This window comes from Gordonia sp. NPDC057258 (genome assembly GCF_042668985.1).
GTDB lineage: Bacteria > Actinomycetota > Actinomycetes > Mycobacteriales > Mycobacteriaceae > Gordonia > Gordonia hongkongensis.
The window spans coordinates 43,189-57,534 of the sequence record NZ_JBHUXZ010000005.1 but is presented as its reverse complement, the minus strand read 5'-3'; the positions used below and the strand labels follow the sequence as shown (position 1 = coordinate 57,534).

Here is a 14,346-nt window from a genome sequence, read left to right as displayed (position 1 = left end):
GGCCGGGAGGTGCCTCATGGATCACGACGCGATCAGTCGCATCGATGCCGACCACATCTGGCACCCCTACGGTGCGCTGCCGGCGGCCACCCGGCCGTTGGTCGTGGCCTCGGCCTCGGGTGTCCGCCTCGAACTCGCGGACGGCCGATCGGTGGTCGACGGGATGAGCTCATGGTGGGCGGCGATCCACGGTTATGGACACCCCCGACTCGACGCCGCCGCGGCGGCTCAGCTCGGTCGGATGTCGCACGTCATGTTCGGCGGTCTGACCCACGAACCGGCCGCCCGGCTGGCGCAGCTCCTCGTCGAGATCACCCCGGCCGGCCTGGAGAAGGTGTTCTTCTGCGACTCGGGATCGGTCTCGGTCGAGGTGGCGGTCAAGATGGCGCTGCAGTACTGGCGCAGCCGCGGTCGGTCCGGCCGCACCCGTCTGCTCACCTGGCGTGGCGGCTATCACGGCGACACCTTCACCCCGATGAGCGTCTGCGATCCCGACGGCGGTATGCACGCGATGTGGAAGGGTGTTCTCGCACAACAGATCTTCGTCGACGCCCCGCCGGCCGAGTTCCGGCCCGACTACGTCGCCGAGTTCGAGCGCACCGTGCGCGCGCACCGCGACGAGCTCGCCGCGGTCATCGTCGAACCCGTGGTCCAGGGCGCGGGCGGCATGCGATTCCACGACGCGGCATATCTGCGTGCGCTCCGGGAGATCTGTGACCGCCACGACGTCCTGCTGATCTTCGACGAGATCGCGACCGGATTCGGCCGTACCGGAACGTTGTTCGCGGCCGACGCCGCCCCGGGGGCCGAGGCGGCGCCGGGCGCCGGCGTCGCGCCCGACATCATGTGTGTCGGCAAGGCGCTCACCGGTGGCTACCTCACGCTCGCCGCGACCCTGTGCACGTCCGAGATCGCTCAGGTGATCAGTGCGGGGGAGGCGGGCGGACTCGCGCACGGCCCGACCTTCATGGCCAACCCGCTGGCCTGCGCGGTGGCCGTCGCAGCGATCGAACTGCTGCTGGAAACGCCGTGGGCCGAGCGGGTCTCGGCGATCGAGCGAGGGCTCCGCGACGGACTCGAACCGCTGCGTGATCGCCACGGCGTCGTCGATGTGCGGGTCCTCGGCGCGATCGGCGTCGTCGAACTCGATCGCCCGGTCGACATGGTGGCGGCCACCGCCGCGGCCGTCGAGGCCGGGGCATGGCTGCGGCCGTTCCGCAATCTCGTCTACACGATGCCGCCGTTCATCTGCACACCCGAGGACATCGGGGTGATCGTGCGCGGAGTGTCCGCTGCCGTGCATGCCACGGTCGGCGATCGCGAACCGGCAGTGGTGCGGTCATGACTTCGATTCAGGTGCAGCCGGATTCGAGGGTCGACGACGATGCGCGGGTCAGCGGCGGGGGAGAGATCGGTCTGGCGTGGCTGGCCGGCGCCGCCCGTGCGCGCGCCGAGGCCGGCCTGCATCGCAGCCCACACGTCCGCAGGGCGGCCGGCGACGAGATCAACCTCGGTTCCAACGACTACCTCGGGTTGTCGACCCACCCCGCGGTGATCGCCGGTGCGCGGGCCGCCGCGGAACGGTGGGGAGGTGGCTCGACGGCGTCGCGCCTCGTCGTCGGCACCACCCAGGCACACATCGATCTCGAGCACGATCTCGCCGACTTCCTCGGATTCGATGCGGCACTCGTCTTCTCGTCCGGCTACCTGGCGAATATCGGTGCGATCACCGCGCTGGCGACGCGCGGCGACCTGATCGTCAGCGACACCGGCACCCATGCGTCGCTGATCGACGGTTGCCGGTTGTCGCGTGCCCGGGTGGTGGTCGTCGACCGCGGCGATCACGAGGCGGTCCGGCGGGCCCTCGCCGAACGTACCGAGGCCCGGGCGCTCGTCGTCACCGATTCGGTGTACAGCATCGACGGTGAACCGGCGCCGGTCGCGGATCTGTATGCCGCGGCACGCGCGCACGGGGCCGTCCTGCTCGTGGACGAGGCCCACGCTCTCGGGGTGCGTGGTCCGGGTGGTCGCGGACTCGTCGCCGAACAGGGACTTTCGGGCGCTCCCGATCTCGTCGTCACGACCGTGCTGTCGAAATCGCTCGGCGCGCAGGGCGGTGTGGTCCTCGGGTCGGAGCTGCTGCGCTCGCACCTCGTCGACTGCGCCCGCACCTTCATCTTCGACACCGGCCTGAACCCGGCCGCGGTCGGCGCCGCGCATGCCGCCCTGACGATCCTGCGGGCGCAACCCGGGTTGCCGGACCGACTGCGCGACAACGCCCGTCGCCTGGCGCTCGCGTGTGGCGTCGAAGAGCCCGCCGCGGCGGTCATCTCGATCGTCGTCGGGGATCCGCAACGCGCGGTGGCGGCTGCTGCCGCGTGCCGGGACCGTGGCGTCCTCGTCGGGTGTTTCCGTCCGCCCTCGGTCCCGGTCGGGACTTCGAGGCTGCGGATCACGGTGCGCGCCGACCTCGATGCCGCTGCCCTCGACCACGTGGCCGCCGTCGTCGACGCCGCGCTGCGCGAAGTCGGTGCGCGGTGATCGCCGCACGCCGCGGCAGGGTCCTCGCCGTCACCGGGACCTCGACCGACGTCGGGAAGACCGTCGCCACCGCGGCACTCGCCGCCGCCTGCCACCTCCCTGAGGTGGCCGACCCCTTGCTCCCTGAGGTGGCCGACCCCTTGCTCCCTGAGGTGCGAGGAGCCCTGGCGACGAGCCACGAAGGGCCGATGACCCGCGTCGCCGTCTGCAAACCCGTCCAGACCGGCGTCGGTCCGAACGAACCCGGCGACCTCGCCGAGGTGCAACGCCTGGCGGGCGACGTCACCGCGGTCGAGCTCTACCGCTACCCGGAACCCCTCGCGCCCGACACCGCCGCGCGCCGTGCCGGGATGCGATTGGCCGATCCGGCGGCGATCGTCCGCGCCGTGGACGATCTGGCCGCGTCACACGACCTGACCCTCGTCGAGGGCGCCGGCGGAGTGCTGGTGCGGCTGGGGGAGTCGGCCACGATCCTCGACATCGCCGCGGCGACCCTCGTTCCCGATACCGTCGACGGTGTGGTGGTCGTGGTGGCGCCGGGGCTGGGCGCGCTCAATCACGCCGAGCTCACCGTGAACGCGGTGCGGGCGCGCGGTCTGCGTCCCGCCGGACTCGTGATCGGTTGGTGGCCAGACGATCCCGACCTCGCGATGCGGTGCAACCGCACCGACCTGCCGCGGGTGACCGGCGTGCCGGTCGTCGGGGTCCTGCCCGCCGGCGCCGCGCACCTCGAACCCGACGAGTTCCGCCGCCACGCAGCGTCGTGGTTCGACGACGAGTGGCTCGCGACCCTTTCTCCCAGCCATCCGGAACAGCTCGTCCGGACGCCGTAACACGTTCCCGCAGCGGAACAATCATCCAAGGAGTATCACCAGTGACCCAGGCAACAGTCGACGCCGCCACCTCGGCACCGGCGTCGGACGACATCCTCGCCATCGCCCGTGACCAGGTGCTCGACCGCGGCGAGCCGCTCGATCAGGAGCAGGTTCTCCGGGTTCTGCGGTTGCCCGACGACCGGCTGACCGAACTGCTCCAGCTCGCCCACGATGTGCGGATGCGCTGGTGCGGGCCCGAGGTCGAGGTCGAGGGCATCATCTCGCTGAAGACCGGCGGGTGCCCGGAAGACTGCCATTTCTGTTCCCAGTCCGGACTTTTCGCCTCGCCGGTACGAAGTGCGTGGATCGACATCCCCTCCCTCGTCGAGGCGGCCAAGCAGACCGCGAAGACCGGTGCGACCGAGTTCTGCATCGTCGCGGCGGTCCGCGGTCCCGACAAGCGGCTGCTCAGTCAGGTCGCGGCAGGTATCGAGGCCATCCGCAACGAGGTCGACATCCAGATCGCGTGCAGCCTGGGCATGCTCACCCAGGAGCAGGTCGACCAGCTCCGCGACATGGGCGTGCACCGTTACAACCACAATCTCGAGACCGCGCGCAGCCACTTCCCGAACGTGGTGACGACCCACACGTGGGAGGAGCGCTGGGACACCCTGCACATGGTCCGGGAGGCGGGCATGGAGGTCTGCTGCGGCGGCATCCTCGGCATGGGTGAGTCCCTGGAGCAACGGGCCGAGTTCGCCGCCGAACTGGCGACGCTCGAACCCGACGAGGTGCCGCTGAACTTCCTGAACCCGCGGCCCGGCACACCGTTCGGCGATCTCGACGTGCTTCCCGCCGCGGAGGCCCTCAAGTCGGTGGCCGCATTCCGTCTGGCGCTCCCGCGCACCATCCTGCGATTCGCCGGCGGACGCGAGATCACGCTCGGCGACCTCGGGGCCAAACAGGGCATCCTCGGCGGCATCAACGCCGTCATCGTCGGCAACTACCTGACGACCCTCGGCCGGCCCGCCGAGGACGACCTCGATCTCCTCAGTGATCTGTCCATGCCGATCAAGTCGTTGAACGACACGATCTGACGGGCTCGTCGCCGCGATGGGTAGCGTGTTCTCATGATCGACACCGTCCCGGGTCCTCTCGCCGAGCCGTGCCGGTTCGGTGTGTTCACCGGACTCGAACTGGAACTGCAGGCTCCCGACGCCGTGCCGCCGGCCGCCCGGTTGGGTCTCGAACCCCCTCGCTTCTGTGGCCAGTGCGGTCGCCGGATGGTGGTCCAGGTGCGGCCCGACGGATGGGATGCCCGCTGCTCACGGCACGGGACGGTCGACTCGTCGGAGCTGGGTCGCCGGTGAAACCGCCGGTCCGCACGGTCTCGCGACTGGCCGCGATCACCGTCGGCGTGGCACTGATCGGCGTGGTCGCCGGGGTCGTCTGGGCGCTCCTCACCCCACCGACCACCGGCGTCGTGTTCGAGGGTCTCCGTCGCGAGGACATCCCCGCCGACTTCACCGGCGTGGGCGGCTTCGCCCTGACGATGTTCGCCTACGGCGCGGTCACCGCCATCGTCGTGTGGTTTGCGGCCCGGTCGTGGCGCGGGGTCGCCGGATTCGTGTGGCCCGCCCTCGCGACGGTGGCAGGTTCGGCGCTTGCGGCGTCGGTCGGGATGTGGGTCGCGGGCCTGCGGTTCGACGACGATCCGACCGCACTGCCGGTCGACGCCGTCTACCGGGTCGCGCCGGAGCTGTGGCTCGACGGCGCGACGCGGTCCGGCTCGAGCGAGCCGTGGACGCTGCTCATCTGCGCGCCGTTCACGTTCGCCGTGGTGTATCTCGTCTGCGTGTTGTCCTCGCGGACAGCCGATCTGGGCGTCGGAGATCTCGAGTCCGACGAGCCGCCGGCGGACGTGTTCACATCGGTGGGCGCAGCGTCGCGAACTCATCCGTGACGCGTAACTCCTTCTCCGCGAAGGCGTAGAGCGCCGGCGGGCGACCCCCGTTACGGCCGGTCTTGCCGACGGTCCCGGTGGCGACCACCACCGCGCGCCGGCTCAGGATGCGGAGCAGGTTGGTCGTGTCCACGGGATAACCCAGTGCGGCGCAGTAGATCTCCGACAATGCCGACATCGGGAACCGGGCGGGGGCCAGCGCGAACGCGATGTTGGTGTAGGAGAGTTTGGCGGCGAGTCGATGCCGGGCGGCCTCGACGATCCCGGCGTGATCGAAGGCCAGGGGCGGTAATCCGTCGACGGCGAACCAGCCCGCGGCGTCGGGGGGTGTCGCCTCGGCGTCGGAGGGCACGAGGCCCATGTAGGTCGACGCGATGGTGCGGACCGTGGGCACCCGGTGCGGGTCGGAGAAGACCGACAGTTGTTCCAGATGCGCGATCTCACGGACGTCGAGCGCGTCCGCGACGAGCCGGCGTGCGCTCGCCGACAACGTCTCCTCGGCGCCGACCCCGCCGCCGGGAAGTGTCCACACGCCGTCGGCGGACCGCGACAACAGGACGCACAACGACGGGTCGTCGGTGTCCGGCGTGTTCCGGGTCTCGGGTACGCGGATCTGGAAGACGACGCTCAGGACTTCCACCCGGAGGGTCGCACCGTCGGCGATGGGTGGCTCGGACCCGGCGGATGGCATGCGCCCGATTGTAGGGTGCACCCTGCTGGTGACCTCCGCTGGAGGAGTCGGCGACCCCCTGCTGGTTGAGCCGGCTCCGAGCGAAGCCGCCGGGCCGAGCAAGCGACGAAGGAGCGCGTCGAGGTCGAGGCGCCGTGTCGAAGCCACCTGGTGACCGCGACTACCCGCCCCCGTGCGCCGTGAGGACCATCGCCTCGCCGTCGGTGACGGCGATCGTGTGTTCGCTGTGCGCGCCGCGCGAGCCGTCGAACGACCGGATGGTCCACCCGTCGGCGTCGAACTTGATGCGCTCGGAACCGAGCGTGAACCACGGTTCGAGCGCGAGGGTCAGGCCGGGGCGTAGTTTCATGCCGCGTCCGGCCCGGCCCACGTTGGCGACGTGGGGATCCTCGTGCATGGTGCGGCCCAGTCCGTGTCCGCCGAACTCGGTGTTGACCCGATACCCGTGTGCGGCGGCGACCGCTCCGATCGCGGCCGAGATGTCGCCGAGCCGACCGCCCGGACGAGCGGCGTCGATGGCTGCGCCCAGTGCTTCTTCCGTGGCCGCGACGAGTCGCTGATCGTCGGGCCGTGGGGTGCCGACGATGACGCTGCGCGCGGAGTCGGCCACCCAGCCGTCGATGGCGACGGCGATGTCCATCGAGAGCAGGTCTCCGTCGGCGAGGGCGTAATCGTGCGGGAGTCCGTGCAGGACAGCGTCGTTCACCGACAGGCAGATCACATTGCGGAACGGGCCGCGGCCGAAGGACGGCGAGTAGTCCCAGTAGCAGGACTGTGCACCGCGGTCGTTGACGAGCTTCCGCGCGCGTTCCTCGAGCTCGAGGAGGTTGACCCCGACGTCGGCGCGTCCGGCGAGGTCGTCGAGGAGATCTGCGATGAACGCCCCCGTCACTCCCATGGCGGCCACCTCGGCAGGCGACTTCAGTTCGACCATTCCCGTCCTCTCGTGGTCATTGCGTCCTCTCGGATCGCTGGTCGGTATACAAATACCACCGCGTCTCGGTATTTGTATACCGGACCCGCTACGATCGCTACATGGTGCGTAACCCCCTGACCCCGGAACAGATCGCGGCCGGGCGCCGGCTCGGCGCCCGGCTCCGCGAGTTGCGCGGCGATCGTCCGCTGGGCGATGTGGCGTCGGGTGCGGGTATCTCGCCGGAGACCCTGCGCAAGATCGAGACCGGACGCATGCCGACGCCCGCTTTCGCCACGATCGCGGCGCTTGCTCGCGCGCTGGGTACCTCACTCGACGATCTGGCACTCGTGCTCGACGCCGAGGTGGCACGAGTCGGGTGACCGCGAACCGATCGGATCTCACCTATCCCGAGGTCGGCGCGACGGCCGGGACGCTCCCGCCCGGTTACCACCATCTGCGCCGGTCACGGGTCATCGGCTCGGGAGCTGCCTGCTTCGCCACGGCCGGCCGGCGAATCATGAACTGGGACATGCATCGTCGTGCCGGCTTCGGTGTCGACGAATCGACGCCCGCGGCCACTGTCGGCGCCGACGTCGACCTGCGCGCGGGTCTCGGCCCCCTCGCGATCACCGCACGGTGCCGGGTCATCGAGGTGATCGACGCCCCGCGCGAGCGCGGCTTCGCCTACGGCACGCTGCCCGGCCATCCCGAGATCGGCGAAGAGCGCTTCTGGGTGGAATGGCTCGACGACGACACCGTGGTCGGGCATGTTGTCGCGTTCTCGCGTCCGGGGCGGTGGTTCACGCGTCTGGGCGGTCCGATCGGGCGGGTTGCGCAGTCGCGATTCACCGAGCGCTACCTCGACGCTCTGATGTGTGGCTGAACTGGTCGTCCGCCTGAATCGCGGCCGAGAACGCCGGCGACGAGGTCATGGGAATGCCGTGAGTGTGGCGAATGTTACGATGCATAGCGTTTTCGACCATGAGTCGAAAACCTGCCTCGGACACACGGCCCGTGATCTGGGGAACCAGCGTCCCGGGGACGGAACTCGTCGCCGGGTAGCCAGAGGAGTGGCACATGAGCATCACCAGTGATCGCCTCACGTCGATGACCGCGCCCGCAGTCCAGGACTCGGCGCTCGTCGATGCGACGTGGTACGACGCGCCGGGCGGCTACACCGGCGTGGAGCCGACGCAGGAGTGGGCGGACGAGGTCCGCCGCCTCGCCAAGGCGCGCAACGCGACGCTGCTCGCGCACAACTACCAGCTCCCAGCCATCCAGGATGTCGCCGACCATGTCGGCGACTCTCTTGCCCTCTCGCGGATCGCCGCCGAGGTCGACTCCGACGAGATCATCTTCTGCGGCGTCCACTTCATGGCCGAGACCGCCAAGATCCTGAGCCCCGAGAAGCGGGTCCTGATCCCCGACGAGCGCGCCGGATGTTCGCTGGCCGACTCGATCACCGCGGACGAACTCCGGGCCTGGAAGGCCGAGTTCCCCGATGCGCTGGTGGTGTCCTACGTGAACACCACCGCCGAGGTGAAGGGCCTCACCGACATCTGCTGCACGTCGTCGAACGCCGTCGACGTGGTCGCCTCGATCGATCCCGACCGTGACGTCCTGTTCCTGCCCGACCAGTTCCTCGGCGCGCACGTCAAGCGCGAGACCGGCCGCGACAACATCCACATCTGGGCGGGCGAATGCCACGTGCACGCCGGCATCAACGGTGACGAGTTGACCGCGCAGGCGAACTCGCACCCGGACGCCGACCTGTTCATCCACCCCGAATGCGGTTGCGCGACCTCGGCGCTGTATCTGGCCGGCGAGGGTTTCGTGCCCGAGGAGAAGGTGAAGATCCTGTCGACGGGCGGCATGCTCGACGCCGCGCGCGAGACCGGCGCGAGGCAGGTGCTCGTCGCCACCGAGGTCGGGATGCTGCATCAATTGCGCAAGGCCGCACCGGGTGTCGACTTCCAGGCCGTCAACGACCGGGCATCGTGCCCCTACATGAAGATGATCACCCCGGCGGCCATGCTCCGGTGCCTGCGGGAGGGTCGCGACGAGGTGTTCGTCGACGCCGACGTCGCCGAGAAGGCGCGCAAGAGCGTCGAGCGCATGATCGCGATCGGCAATCCCGGATCGGGCGAGTGAGCAGCTCCACCCCCTCGACGACGGCCCCAGCCGGAGGCTTCGTCGGCCAGGCCGCGGGCGGTGAACTCGGCGCCGCGGTCACCGACGAGGTCCGCGCGTTGATCCGCACCGCGCTCGACGAGGATCTGCGATACGGACCCGACGTCACGACCACGTCCACGGTCCCCGCCGACGCGGTCGTCGACGCGGCGATCATCAGCCGCGCGCATGGTGTGATCGCCGGCGTGCCGGTGGTCGAGGCGGTCTTCGACGAGGTGATCGGGGCGGGCGAGTACACGATCACGTCGCGCGTCGACGACGGAACCCGCGTCGAACCCGGCACCGTCGTACTCGCCGTCCACGCTCCGACGCGAGCGCTGCTGACCGCGGAACGCACGGCGCTCAACCTGATCTCGCACCTGTCGGGGATCGCCACGACCACCGCGGCCTGGGTGGCGGCGGTGGAGGGTACGGACGCCCGAATCCGCGACTCGCGCAAGACGCTTCCGGGTCTTCGGCATCTGCAGAAGTACGCGGTTCGTGCCGGCGGGGGAGTCAATCATCGGATGGGGCTCGGCGACGCCGCCCTCATCAAGGACAACCACGTCGTCGCCGCGGGTTCGGTCGCCGCGGCGCTGGAGGCGGTCCGGGCGGCGGCGCCGGGCCTACCGGTCGAGGTCGAGGTCGATTCGCTGACCCAGCTCGACGAGGTCCTCGGACTCGAACCGCAGTTGGTCCTGCTGGACAACTTCGAGCCGTGGGAGACCCAGATGGCCGTCCAGCGCCGCAACACCCGGTCGCCGGGCACCAAGCTGGAGAGCTCGGGAGGCCTGTCGCTCGACGTCGCGGCCGACTATGCCCGCACCGGCGTCGACTACCTGGCCGTGGGCGCGCTGACGCACTCCGTCACCGTCCTGGACCTCGGTCTGGACATCCCGGCGCCCTAGGTCGCTCGGCTGCCCGGTGTCGGTTCGGGCGTCGACGTCGGACAACTCGGTTCTGGCGATCAGCCACGTGGAAGGACGGGGGCAGATTCGTCCGCATACCGGATCGAACTGCCCCGACGTTCTCGGTGACAACCCGCACCAGAAACCCGCTGGCACCCGACACGTATCCTTGTCGGGTACATCAGCAGCCACCAGGAGAGATCATGCTCGCCCGAATTGACCTGCGCGGTAGCACGCCGACACTCGCCGAGTTGCGTCGTGCGCTGCCCCGCGGGGGTACCGATGTCAATGCCGTCCTCGACACGGTGACACCGGTCGTGCATGCGGTGGCGGAGAACGGCAGCAGCTCTGCGCTCGACTACGGCGAGAAGTTCGACGGTGTCCGACCCGCGTCGGTGCGGGTGCCCGCTCAGGTCATCGCCGATGCTCTGGCCGGGCTCGACCCGCAGGTCGCCGAGGCGCTGCGCGAGTCGATCACCCGCGCGCGCAAGGTCCACGCCGACCAGCGCCGGGAGACCACCCGCACCCAGGTCGTCGACGGCGGCGTCGTCAGCGAGAAGTGGATTCCGGTGCGCCGCGTCGGCCTGTACGTCCCGGGCGGCAACGCCGTCTATCCGTCGTCGGTCATCATGAACGTCGTCCCCGCCCAGGAGGCCGGCGTCGGCTCGCTGGTCGTCGCCTCGCCTCCGCAGAAAGACTTCGGCGGGTGGCCGCACCCGACCATCCTCGCCGCCTGCGCACTCCTCGGCGTCGACGAGGTGTGGGCGGTCGGCGGTGCCCAGGGCGTGGCCCTGCTCGCCTACGGTGGCGCCGACACGGAATCCGCGGACGAGCCGAATGCTGTTCTCGACCCCGTCGACCTCATCACCGGCCCGGGCAACATCTACGTCACCGCGGCCAAGCGTCTGTGCCGCAGCGTGGTCGGCATCGACTCCGAGGCCGGACCCACCGAGATCGCGATCCTCGCCGACGACTCGGCGGACGCGGGCATCCTCGCCTCCGACCTCATCAGCCAGGCCGAGCACGACGTCCTCGCGGCGTCGGTGCTTGTGACCGACAGCGCCGAACTCGCCGACGCCGTCGACGAAGCTCTCGAGCAGCAGGTCGCGGCCACCAAGCACCGCGAACGCGTGACCACCGCGCTGTCGGGAAAGCAGTCGGGCGTCGTCCTCGTCGACGATCTCGACGCGGGGCTCGCCGTCGTCGATGCCTATGCGGCCGAACACCTCGAGATCCAGACCCGGGACGCGGCCGCGGTCGCCGACCGGGTGCACAACGCGGGCGCGATCTTCGTCGGGCCCTATGCGCCGGTCAGCCTCGGTGACTACTGTGCGGGCTCCAATCACGTTCTGCCCACCTCGGGTTCGGCGCGCTTCGCCTCCGGGTTGTCGGTGCAGACCTTCCTCAAGGGCGTCCACGTCATCGACTACGACGAGGCCGCGCTGCGCGAGGTCGCCGACAAGGTGGTGACCCTCGCCGACGCCGAGGACCTGCCCGGTCACGGTGATGCGGTGAAGCAGCGCTTCGTCGGGAGAGCGGGCCGGTGACGGCCGCCGATCCGGTGACGGCAACCCCGGGCAGCTCGATCACCGTCGACGACCTGCCGCTACGTGAGAACCTCCGTGGCAAGAGCGCTTATGGCGCACCGCAACTCAGGGTTCCGGTGATCCTCAACACCAACGAGAACCCGCACGCGCCGTCGCCGGCCCTGATCGACGATGTCGCCGCGTCGGTGCGCGAGGCCGCCGGTGAGTTGCACCGCTATCCCGATCGCGATGCCGTCGCCCTCCGTGCCGACCTCGCCGCCTACCTGACCCGGGCCACCGGTGTGCAGCTCGGCGTCGAGAACCTGTGGGCGGCAAACGGTTCCAACGAGGTTCTGCAGCAACTGCTGCAGGCCTTCGGCGGTCCCGGCCGCAGTGCGCTCGGGTTCGTGCCGTCGTATTCGATGCATCCGATCATCTCCGACGGCACCGACACCGCCTGGCTGGTCGCGGCGCGGGCGGGCGACTTCTCGCTCGACACCGACTACGCGGTCGCCGAAGTCGCGAACCGCGAACCGGACGTCGTCTTCGTGACCTCGCCGAACAACCCGACCGGCGGTTCGATCCCGCTCGCGGACCTGCGTCGCATCGTCGAGGCGGCTCCGGGCATCGTGATCGTCGACGAGGCCTACGCCGAGTTCTCGGCGGCTCCGAGCGCCGTCGAGCTCATCGACGAGTTCCCGGCCAAGGTCGTCGTCAGCCGGACGATGAGCAAGGCCTTCGCCTTCGCCGGTGGCCGGCTCGGTTACCTCGCCGCAGCACCCGCCGTCGTCGACGCGATCCAGCTGGTGCGGCTCCCGTACCACCTGTCCGTGCTGACCCAGGCCGCCGCGCGAGCAGCATTGCGCCACAGCGACGACACCCTCGCCGGCGTCGCCGCGATCCGGTCCGAACGCGAGCGCGTGGTCGCGGCGCTGACCGCCTTCGGGTACCGCGTCATCGACTCCGACGCCAACTTCGTGCTGTTCGGACGGTTCCGGGATGCTGCGGCGTCGTGGCAGCGTTACCTCGACCAGGGCGTCCTCATCCGGGACGTCGGCATCGCCGGTCACCTCCGGGTGACCATCGGTCTCGCGCATGAGAACGACGCCTTCCTCGACGTCAGCCGCACGCTCGCCACCACAGATCTGGAGAACCCTCAGTGAGCACCCCCTCTGCGACCAACCCCGCGCCCCGTGTCGCGAAGGTCGAACGGAGCACCAGGGAGTCGTCGATCTCCGTCGAATTGAATCTCGACGGCACCGGCGTGACGAACATCTCGACCGGCATCGCGTTCTTCGATCACATGCTCACCGCCTTCGGTCAGCACGGCAGCTTCGATCTCACCGTCGAGGCGAAGGGCGACATCGAGGTCGAGGGCCACCACACCATCGAGGACACCGCGATCGTGCTCGGCCAGGCTCTCGGCCAGGCGCTCGGCGACAAGAAGGGCATCCGTCGCTTCGGCGATTCCTGGATCCCGATGGACGAGACCCTCGCCCAGGCCGTCGTCGACGTGTCGGGCCGCCCCTACTGCGTCCACACCGGCGAGCCCGAGCACATGCTCACCGCCGTGATCGGTGGCTACCCGGGTGTCCCGTACTCGACCGTCATCAACCGGCACGTGTTCGAGTCGATCGCGCTCAACGCGCGCATCGCGCTGCACGTGCGGGTCCTCTACGGCCGCGACCAGCACCACATCACCGAGGCGGAGTTCAAGGCCGTGGCCCGCGCGTTGCGCGCGGCGACCGAGTACGACGCCCGCGTGACCGGTGTGCCGTCGACGAAGGGCGCGCTGTGAGCGTCGCCGACGTCACGATCCTCGACTACGGCTCGGGCAACCTGCGGTCCGCGCAGCGTGCGCTCGAGCGGACCGGGGCACAGGTGACGGTCACCTCCGACTTCGACACGGCCCTGAACGCCACCGGCCTCGTCGTGCCCGGCGTCGGCGCGTTCGCCGCCTGCATGGAAGGCCTGCGCGCGGTCAAGGGCGACCGGATCGTCGGGCGACGATTGGCGGGCGGCCGCCCGGTCCTGGGCATCTGCGTGGGCATGCAGATCCTGTTCGAGCGCGGCGTCGAGTTCGGCGTCGAGGCGGAGGGTTGCGGGGAGTGGCCGGGCAGTGTGACCCAGTTGCCCGCTCCCGTTCTGCCGCACATGGGCTGGAACACGGTCGACGCACCCGAGGGCACCGTGCTCTTCGACGGGCTCGACGCCGACACCCGCTTCTACTTCGTGCATTCCTACGCCGCGCAGACCTGGGAGATGGACAACGAGGGTTCGCCGTTGACCGCGCCCAAGCTGACCTGGGCCGAACATGGTGGACCGTTCCTCGCCGCGGTGGAGAACGGGCCGCTGTCGGCGACCCAGTTCCATCCGGAGAAGTCCGGCGACGCCGGTGCGCACCTGCTGGAGAACTGGGTTCGGGGACTCTCGTGACCGACGGCACGCCGCGCCCGGACGACGCCGGGTACGGCGACGGACCCGTCGGGCGACCGTCCGGGTCCGACGCGGCGGGCGCGTCCTCGGCGTCCTCCGGTTTCTCGATCGCCAAGCTCGCCTTCTACGCTCTCGGTGCGGGAGTGCTTGTCCTGATCGTGTCCGTCCCGATCATCGCGCTGTGTGCGCACTGGTCGCCGATCGCCGGACTGGTCGCCGCGCTGGTGGCGGTGGCGGCGATGATCGCCGCGATCGGTACCGTTGCCAACCGCATGGTCGACCGCGCCCGGACAGACCTGATCGCGGCGCGCGACGGTCACCACCCCGCCTGACCCCACCCCGATCACGTCCACCGCCGACTCGCTCGATCAAGAACCGCGC

The 14,346-nt window shown here is 70.0% G+C and carries 17 protein-coding genes; 15 read left to right on the top strand and 2 right to left on the bottom strand.

Annotation, left to right across the window (positions count from 1 at the left end):
- Positions 1-16: 16 nt before the first annotated feature.
- The 6 genes from ACFUEJ_RS05680 to ACFUEJ_RS05655 are packed head-to-tail and all read left to right on the top strand — an operon-like array spanning position 17 to position 5,319.
- Positions 17-1,345, top strand: coding sequence for an adenosylmethionine--8-amino-7-oxononanoate transaminase (locus ACFUEJ_RS05680; protein WP_388028043.1), 1,329 nt, complete (start codon positions 17-19; stop codon positions 1,343-1,345).
- On the top strand, positions 1,342-2,541 hold the full coding sequence (locus ACFUEJ_RS05675) for an 8-amino-7-oxononanoate synthase (RefSeq protein ID WP_388028042.1): 1,200 nt from the start codon (positions 1,342-1,344) through the stop codon (positions 2,539-2,541). The genes ACFUEJ_RS05680 and ACFUEJ_RS05675 overlap by 4 nt, the downstream gene beginning before the upstream one ends.
- Positions 2,538-3,374 (top strand): ATP-dependent dethiobiotin synthetase BioD, encoded by an 837-nt coding sequence (bioD, locus tag ACFUEJ_RS05670; protein WP_388028040.1) that lies wholly within the window; start codon positions 2,538-2,540, stop codon positions 3,372-3,374. Before ACFUEJ_RS05675 ends, bioD begins: the two co-directional genes overlap by 4 nt.
- A 41-nt stretch (positions 3,375-3,415) precedes the next feature.
- On the top strand, positions 3,416-4,453 hold the full coding sequence (gene bioB, locus ACFUEJ_RS05665) for a biotin synthase BioB (RefSeq protein ID WP_388028037.1): 1,038 nt from the start codon (positions 3,416-3,418) through the stop codon (positions 4,451-4,453).
- Positions 4,454-4,486: 33 nt separating this feature from the next.
- Positions 4,487-4,726 carry a hypothetical protein gene (locus ACFUEJ_RS05660; RefSeq protein ID WP_055476568.1) on the top strand — a complete coding sequence of 80 codons (240 nt, stop codon included), beginning with the start codon at positions 4,487-4,489 and terminating at the stop codon, positions 4,724-4,726.
- Positions 4,723-5,319 carry a DUF2567 domain-containing protein gene (locus ACFUEJ_RS05655; RefSeq protein ID WP_388028034.1) on the top strand — a complete coding sequence of 199 codons (597 nt, stop codon included), beginning with the start codon at positions 4,723-4,725 and terminating at the stop codon, positions 5,317-5,319. Before ACFUEJ_RS05660 ends, ACFUEJ_RS05655 begins: the two co-directional genes overlap by 4 nt.
- Here the strand turns inward: ACFUEJ_RS05655 and ACFUEJ_RS05650 are convergent.
- Both ACFUEJ_RS05650 and map read right to left on the bottom strand, forming a co-directional pair.
- Complete coding sequence (locus tag ACFUEJ_RS05650; RefSeq protein ID WP_058251751.1) at positions 5,282-6,010, bottom strand: NUDIX domain-containing protein; 729 nt, start codon at positions 6,008-6,010, stop codon at positions 5,282-5,284. The two genes, ACFUEJ_RS05655 and ACFUEJ_RS05650, sit on opposite strands and share 38 nt — an antisense overlap.
- Positions 6,011-6,170: 160 nt before the next feature.
- Complete coding sequence (map, locus tag ACFUEJ_RS05645) at positions 6,171-6,944, bottom strand: type I methionyl aminopeptidase (RefSeq protein WP_388028030.1); 774 nt, start codon at positions 6,942-6,944, stop codon at positions 6,171-6,173.
- 101 nt (positions 6,945-7,045) lie between these two features.
- Between map and ACFUEJ_RS05640 the strand changes: the two genes are divergently transcribed.
- From ACFUEJ_RS05640 to ACFUEJ_RS05600, 9 genes are all read left to right on the top strand, one after another.
- Positions 7,046-7,306, top strand: a complete 261-nt coding sequence (locus ACFUEJ_RS05640; RefSeq protein WP_055476572.1) for a helix-turn-helix domain-containing protein — start codon at positions 7,046-7,048, stop codon at positions 7,304-7,306.
- The gene (locus tag ACFUEJ_RS05635; protein ID WP_388028026.1) at positions 7,303-7,809 is read left to right on the top strand and encodes a DUF1990 family protein; all 507 of its coding nucleotides are present in this window, start codon (positions 7,303-7,305) and stop codon (positions 7,807-7,809) included. The genes ACFUEJ_RS05640 and ACFUEJ_RS05635 overlap by 4 nt, the downstream gene beginning before the upstream one ends.
- Positions 7,810-8,003: 194 nt before the next feature.
- Positions 8,004-9,077, top strand: a complete 1,074-nt coding sequence (gene nadA / locus ACFUEJ_RS05630; RefSeq protein ID WP_388028023.1) for a quinolinate synthase NadA — start codon at positions 8,004-8,006, stop codon at positions 9,075-9,077.
- Positions 9,074-10,003 (top strand): carboxylating nicotinate-nucleotide diphosphorylase, encoded by a 930-nt coding sequence (gene nadC, locus ACFUEJ_RS05625; RefSeq protein ID WP_388028020.1) that lies wholly within the window; start codon positions 9,074-9,076, stop codon positions 10,001-10,003. The genes nadA and nadC overlap by 4 nt, the downstream gene beginning before the upstream one ends.
- 203 nt (positions 10,004-10,206) lie before the next feature.
- Positions 10,207-11,550 (top strand): histidinol dehydrogenase, encoded by a 1,344-nt coding sequence (gene hisD / locus ACFUEJ_RS05620; RefSeq protein WP_388028017.1) that lies wholly within the window; start codon positions 10,207-10,209, stop codon positions 11,548-11,550.
- Complete coding sequence (locus ACFUEJ_RS05615) at positions 11,547-12,692, top strand: histidinol-phosphate transaminase (protein ID WP_388028014.1); 1,146 nt, start codon at positions 11,547-11,549, stop codon at positions 12,690-12,692. The genes hisD and ACFUEJ_RS05615 overlap by 4 nt, the downstream gene beginning before the upstream one ends.
- Positions 12,689-13,327, top strand: a complete 639-nt coding sequence (gene hisB / locus ACFUEJ_RS05610) for an imidazoleglycerol-phosphate dehydratase HisB (RefSeq protein WP_055476578.1) — start codon at positions 12,689-12,691, stop codon at positions 13,325-13,327. Before ACFUEJ_RS05615 ends, hisB begins: the two co-directional genes overlap by 4 nt.
- On the top strand, positions 13,324-13,965 hold the full coding sequence (gene hisH / locus ACFUEJ_RS05605; protein WP_068970342.1) for an imidazole glycerol phosphate synthase subunit HisH: 642 nt from the start codon (positions 13,324-13,326) through the stop codon (positions 13,963-13,965). The genes hisB and hisH overlap by 4 nt, the downstream gene beginning before the upstream one ends.
- On the top strand, positions 13,962-14,297 hold the full coding sequence (locus ACFUEJ_RS05600) for a hypothetical protein (protein WP_137808505.1): 336 nt from the start codon (positions 13,962-13,964) through the stop codon (positions 14,295-14,297). Before hisH ends, ACFUEJ_RS05600 begins: the two co-directional genes overlap by 4 nt.
- The last annotated feature ends 49 nt before the right edge of the window (positions 14,298-14,346 follow it).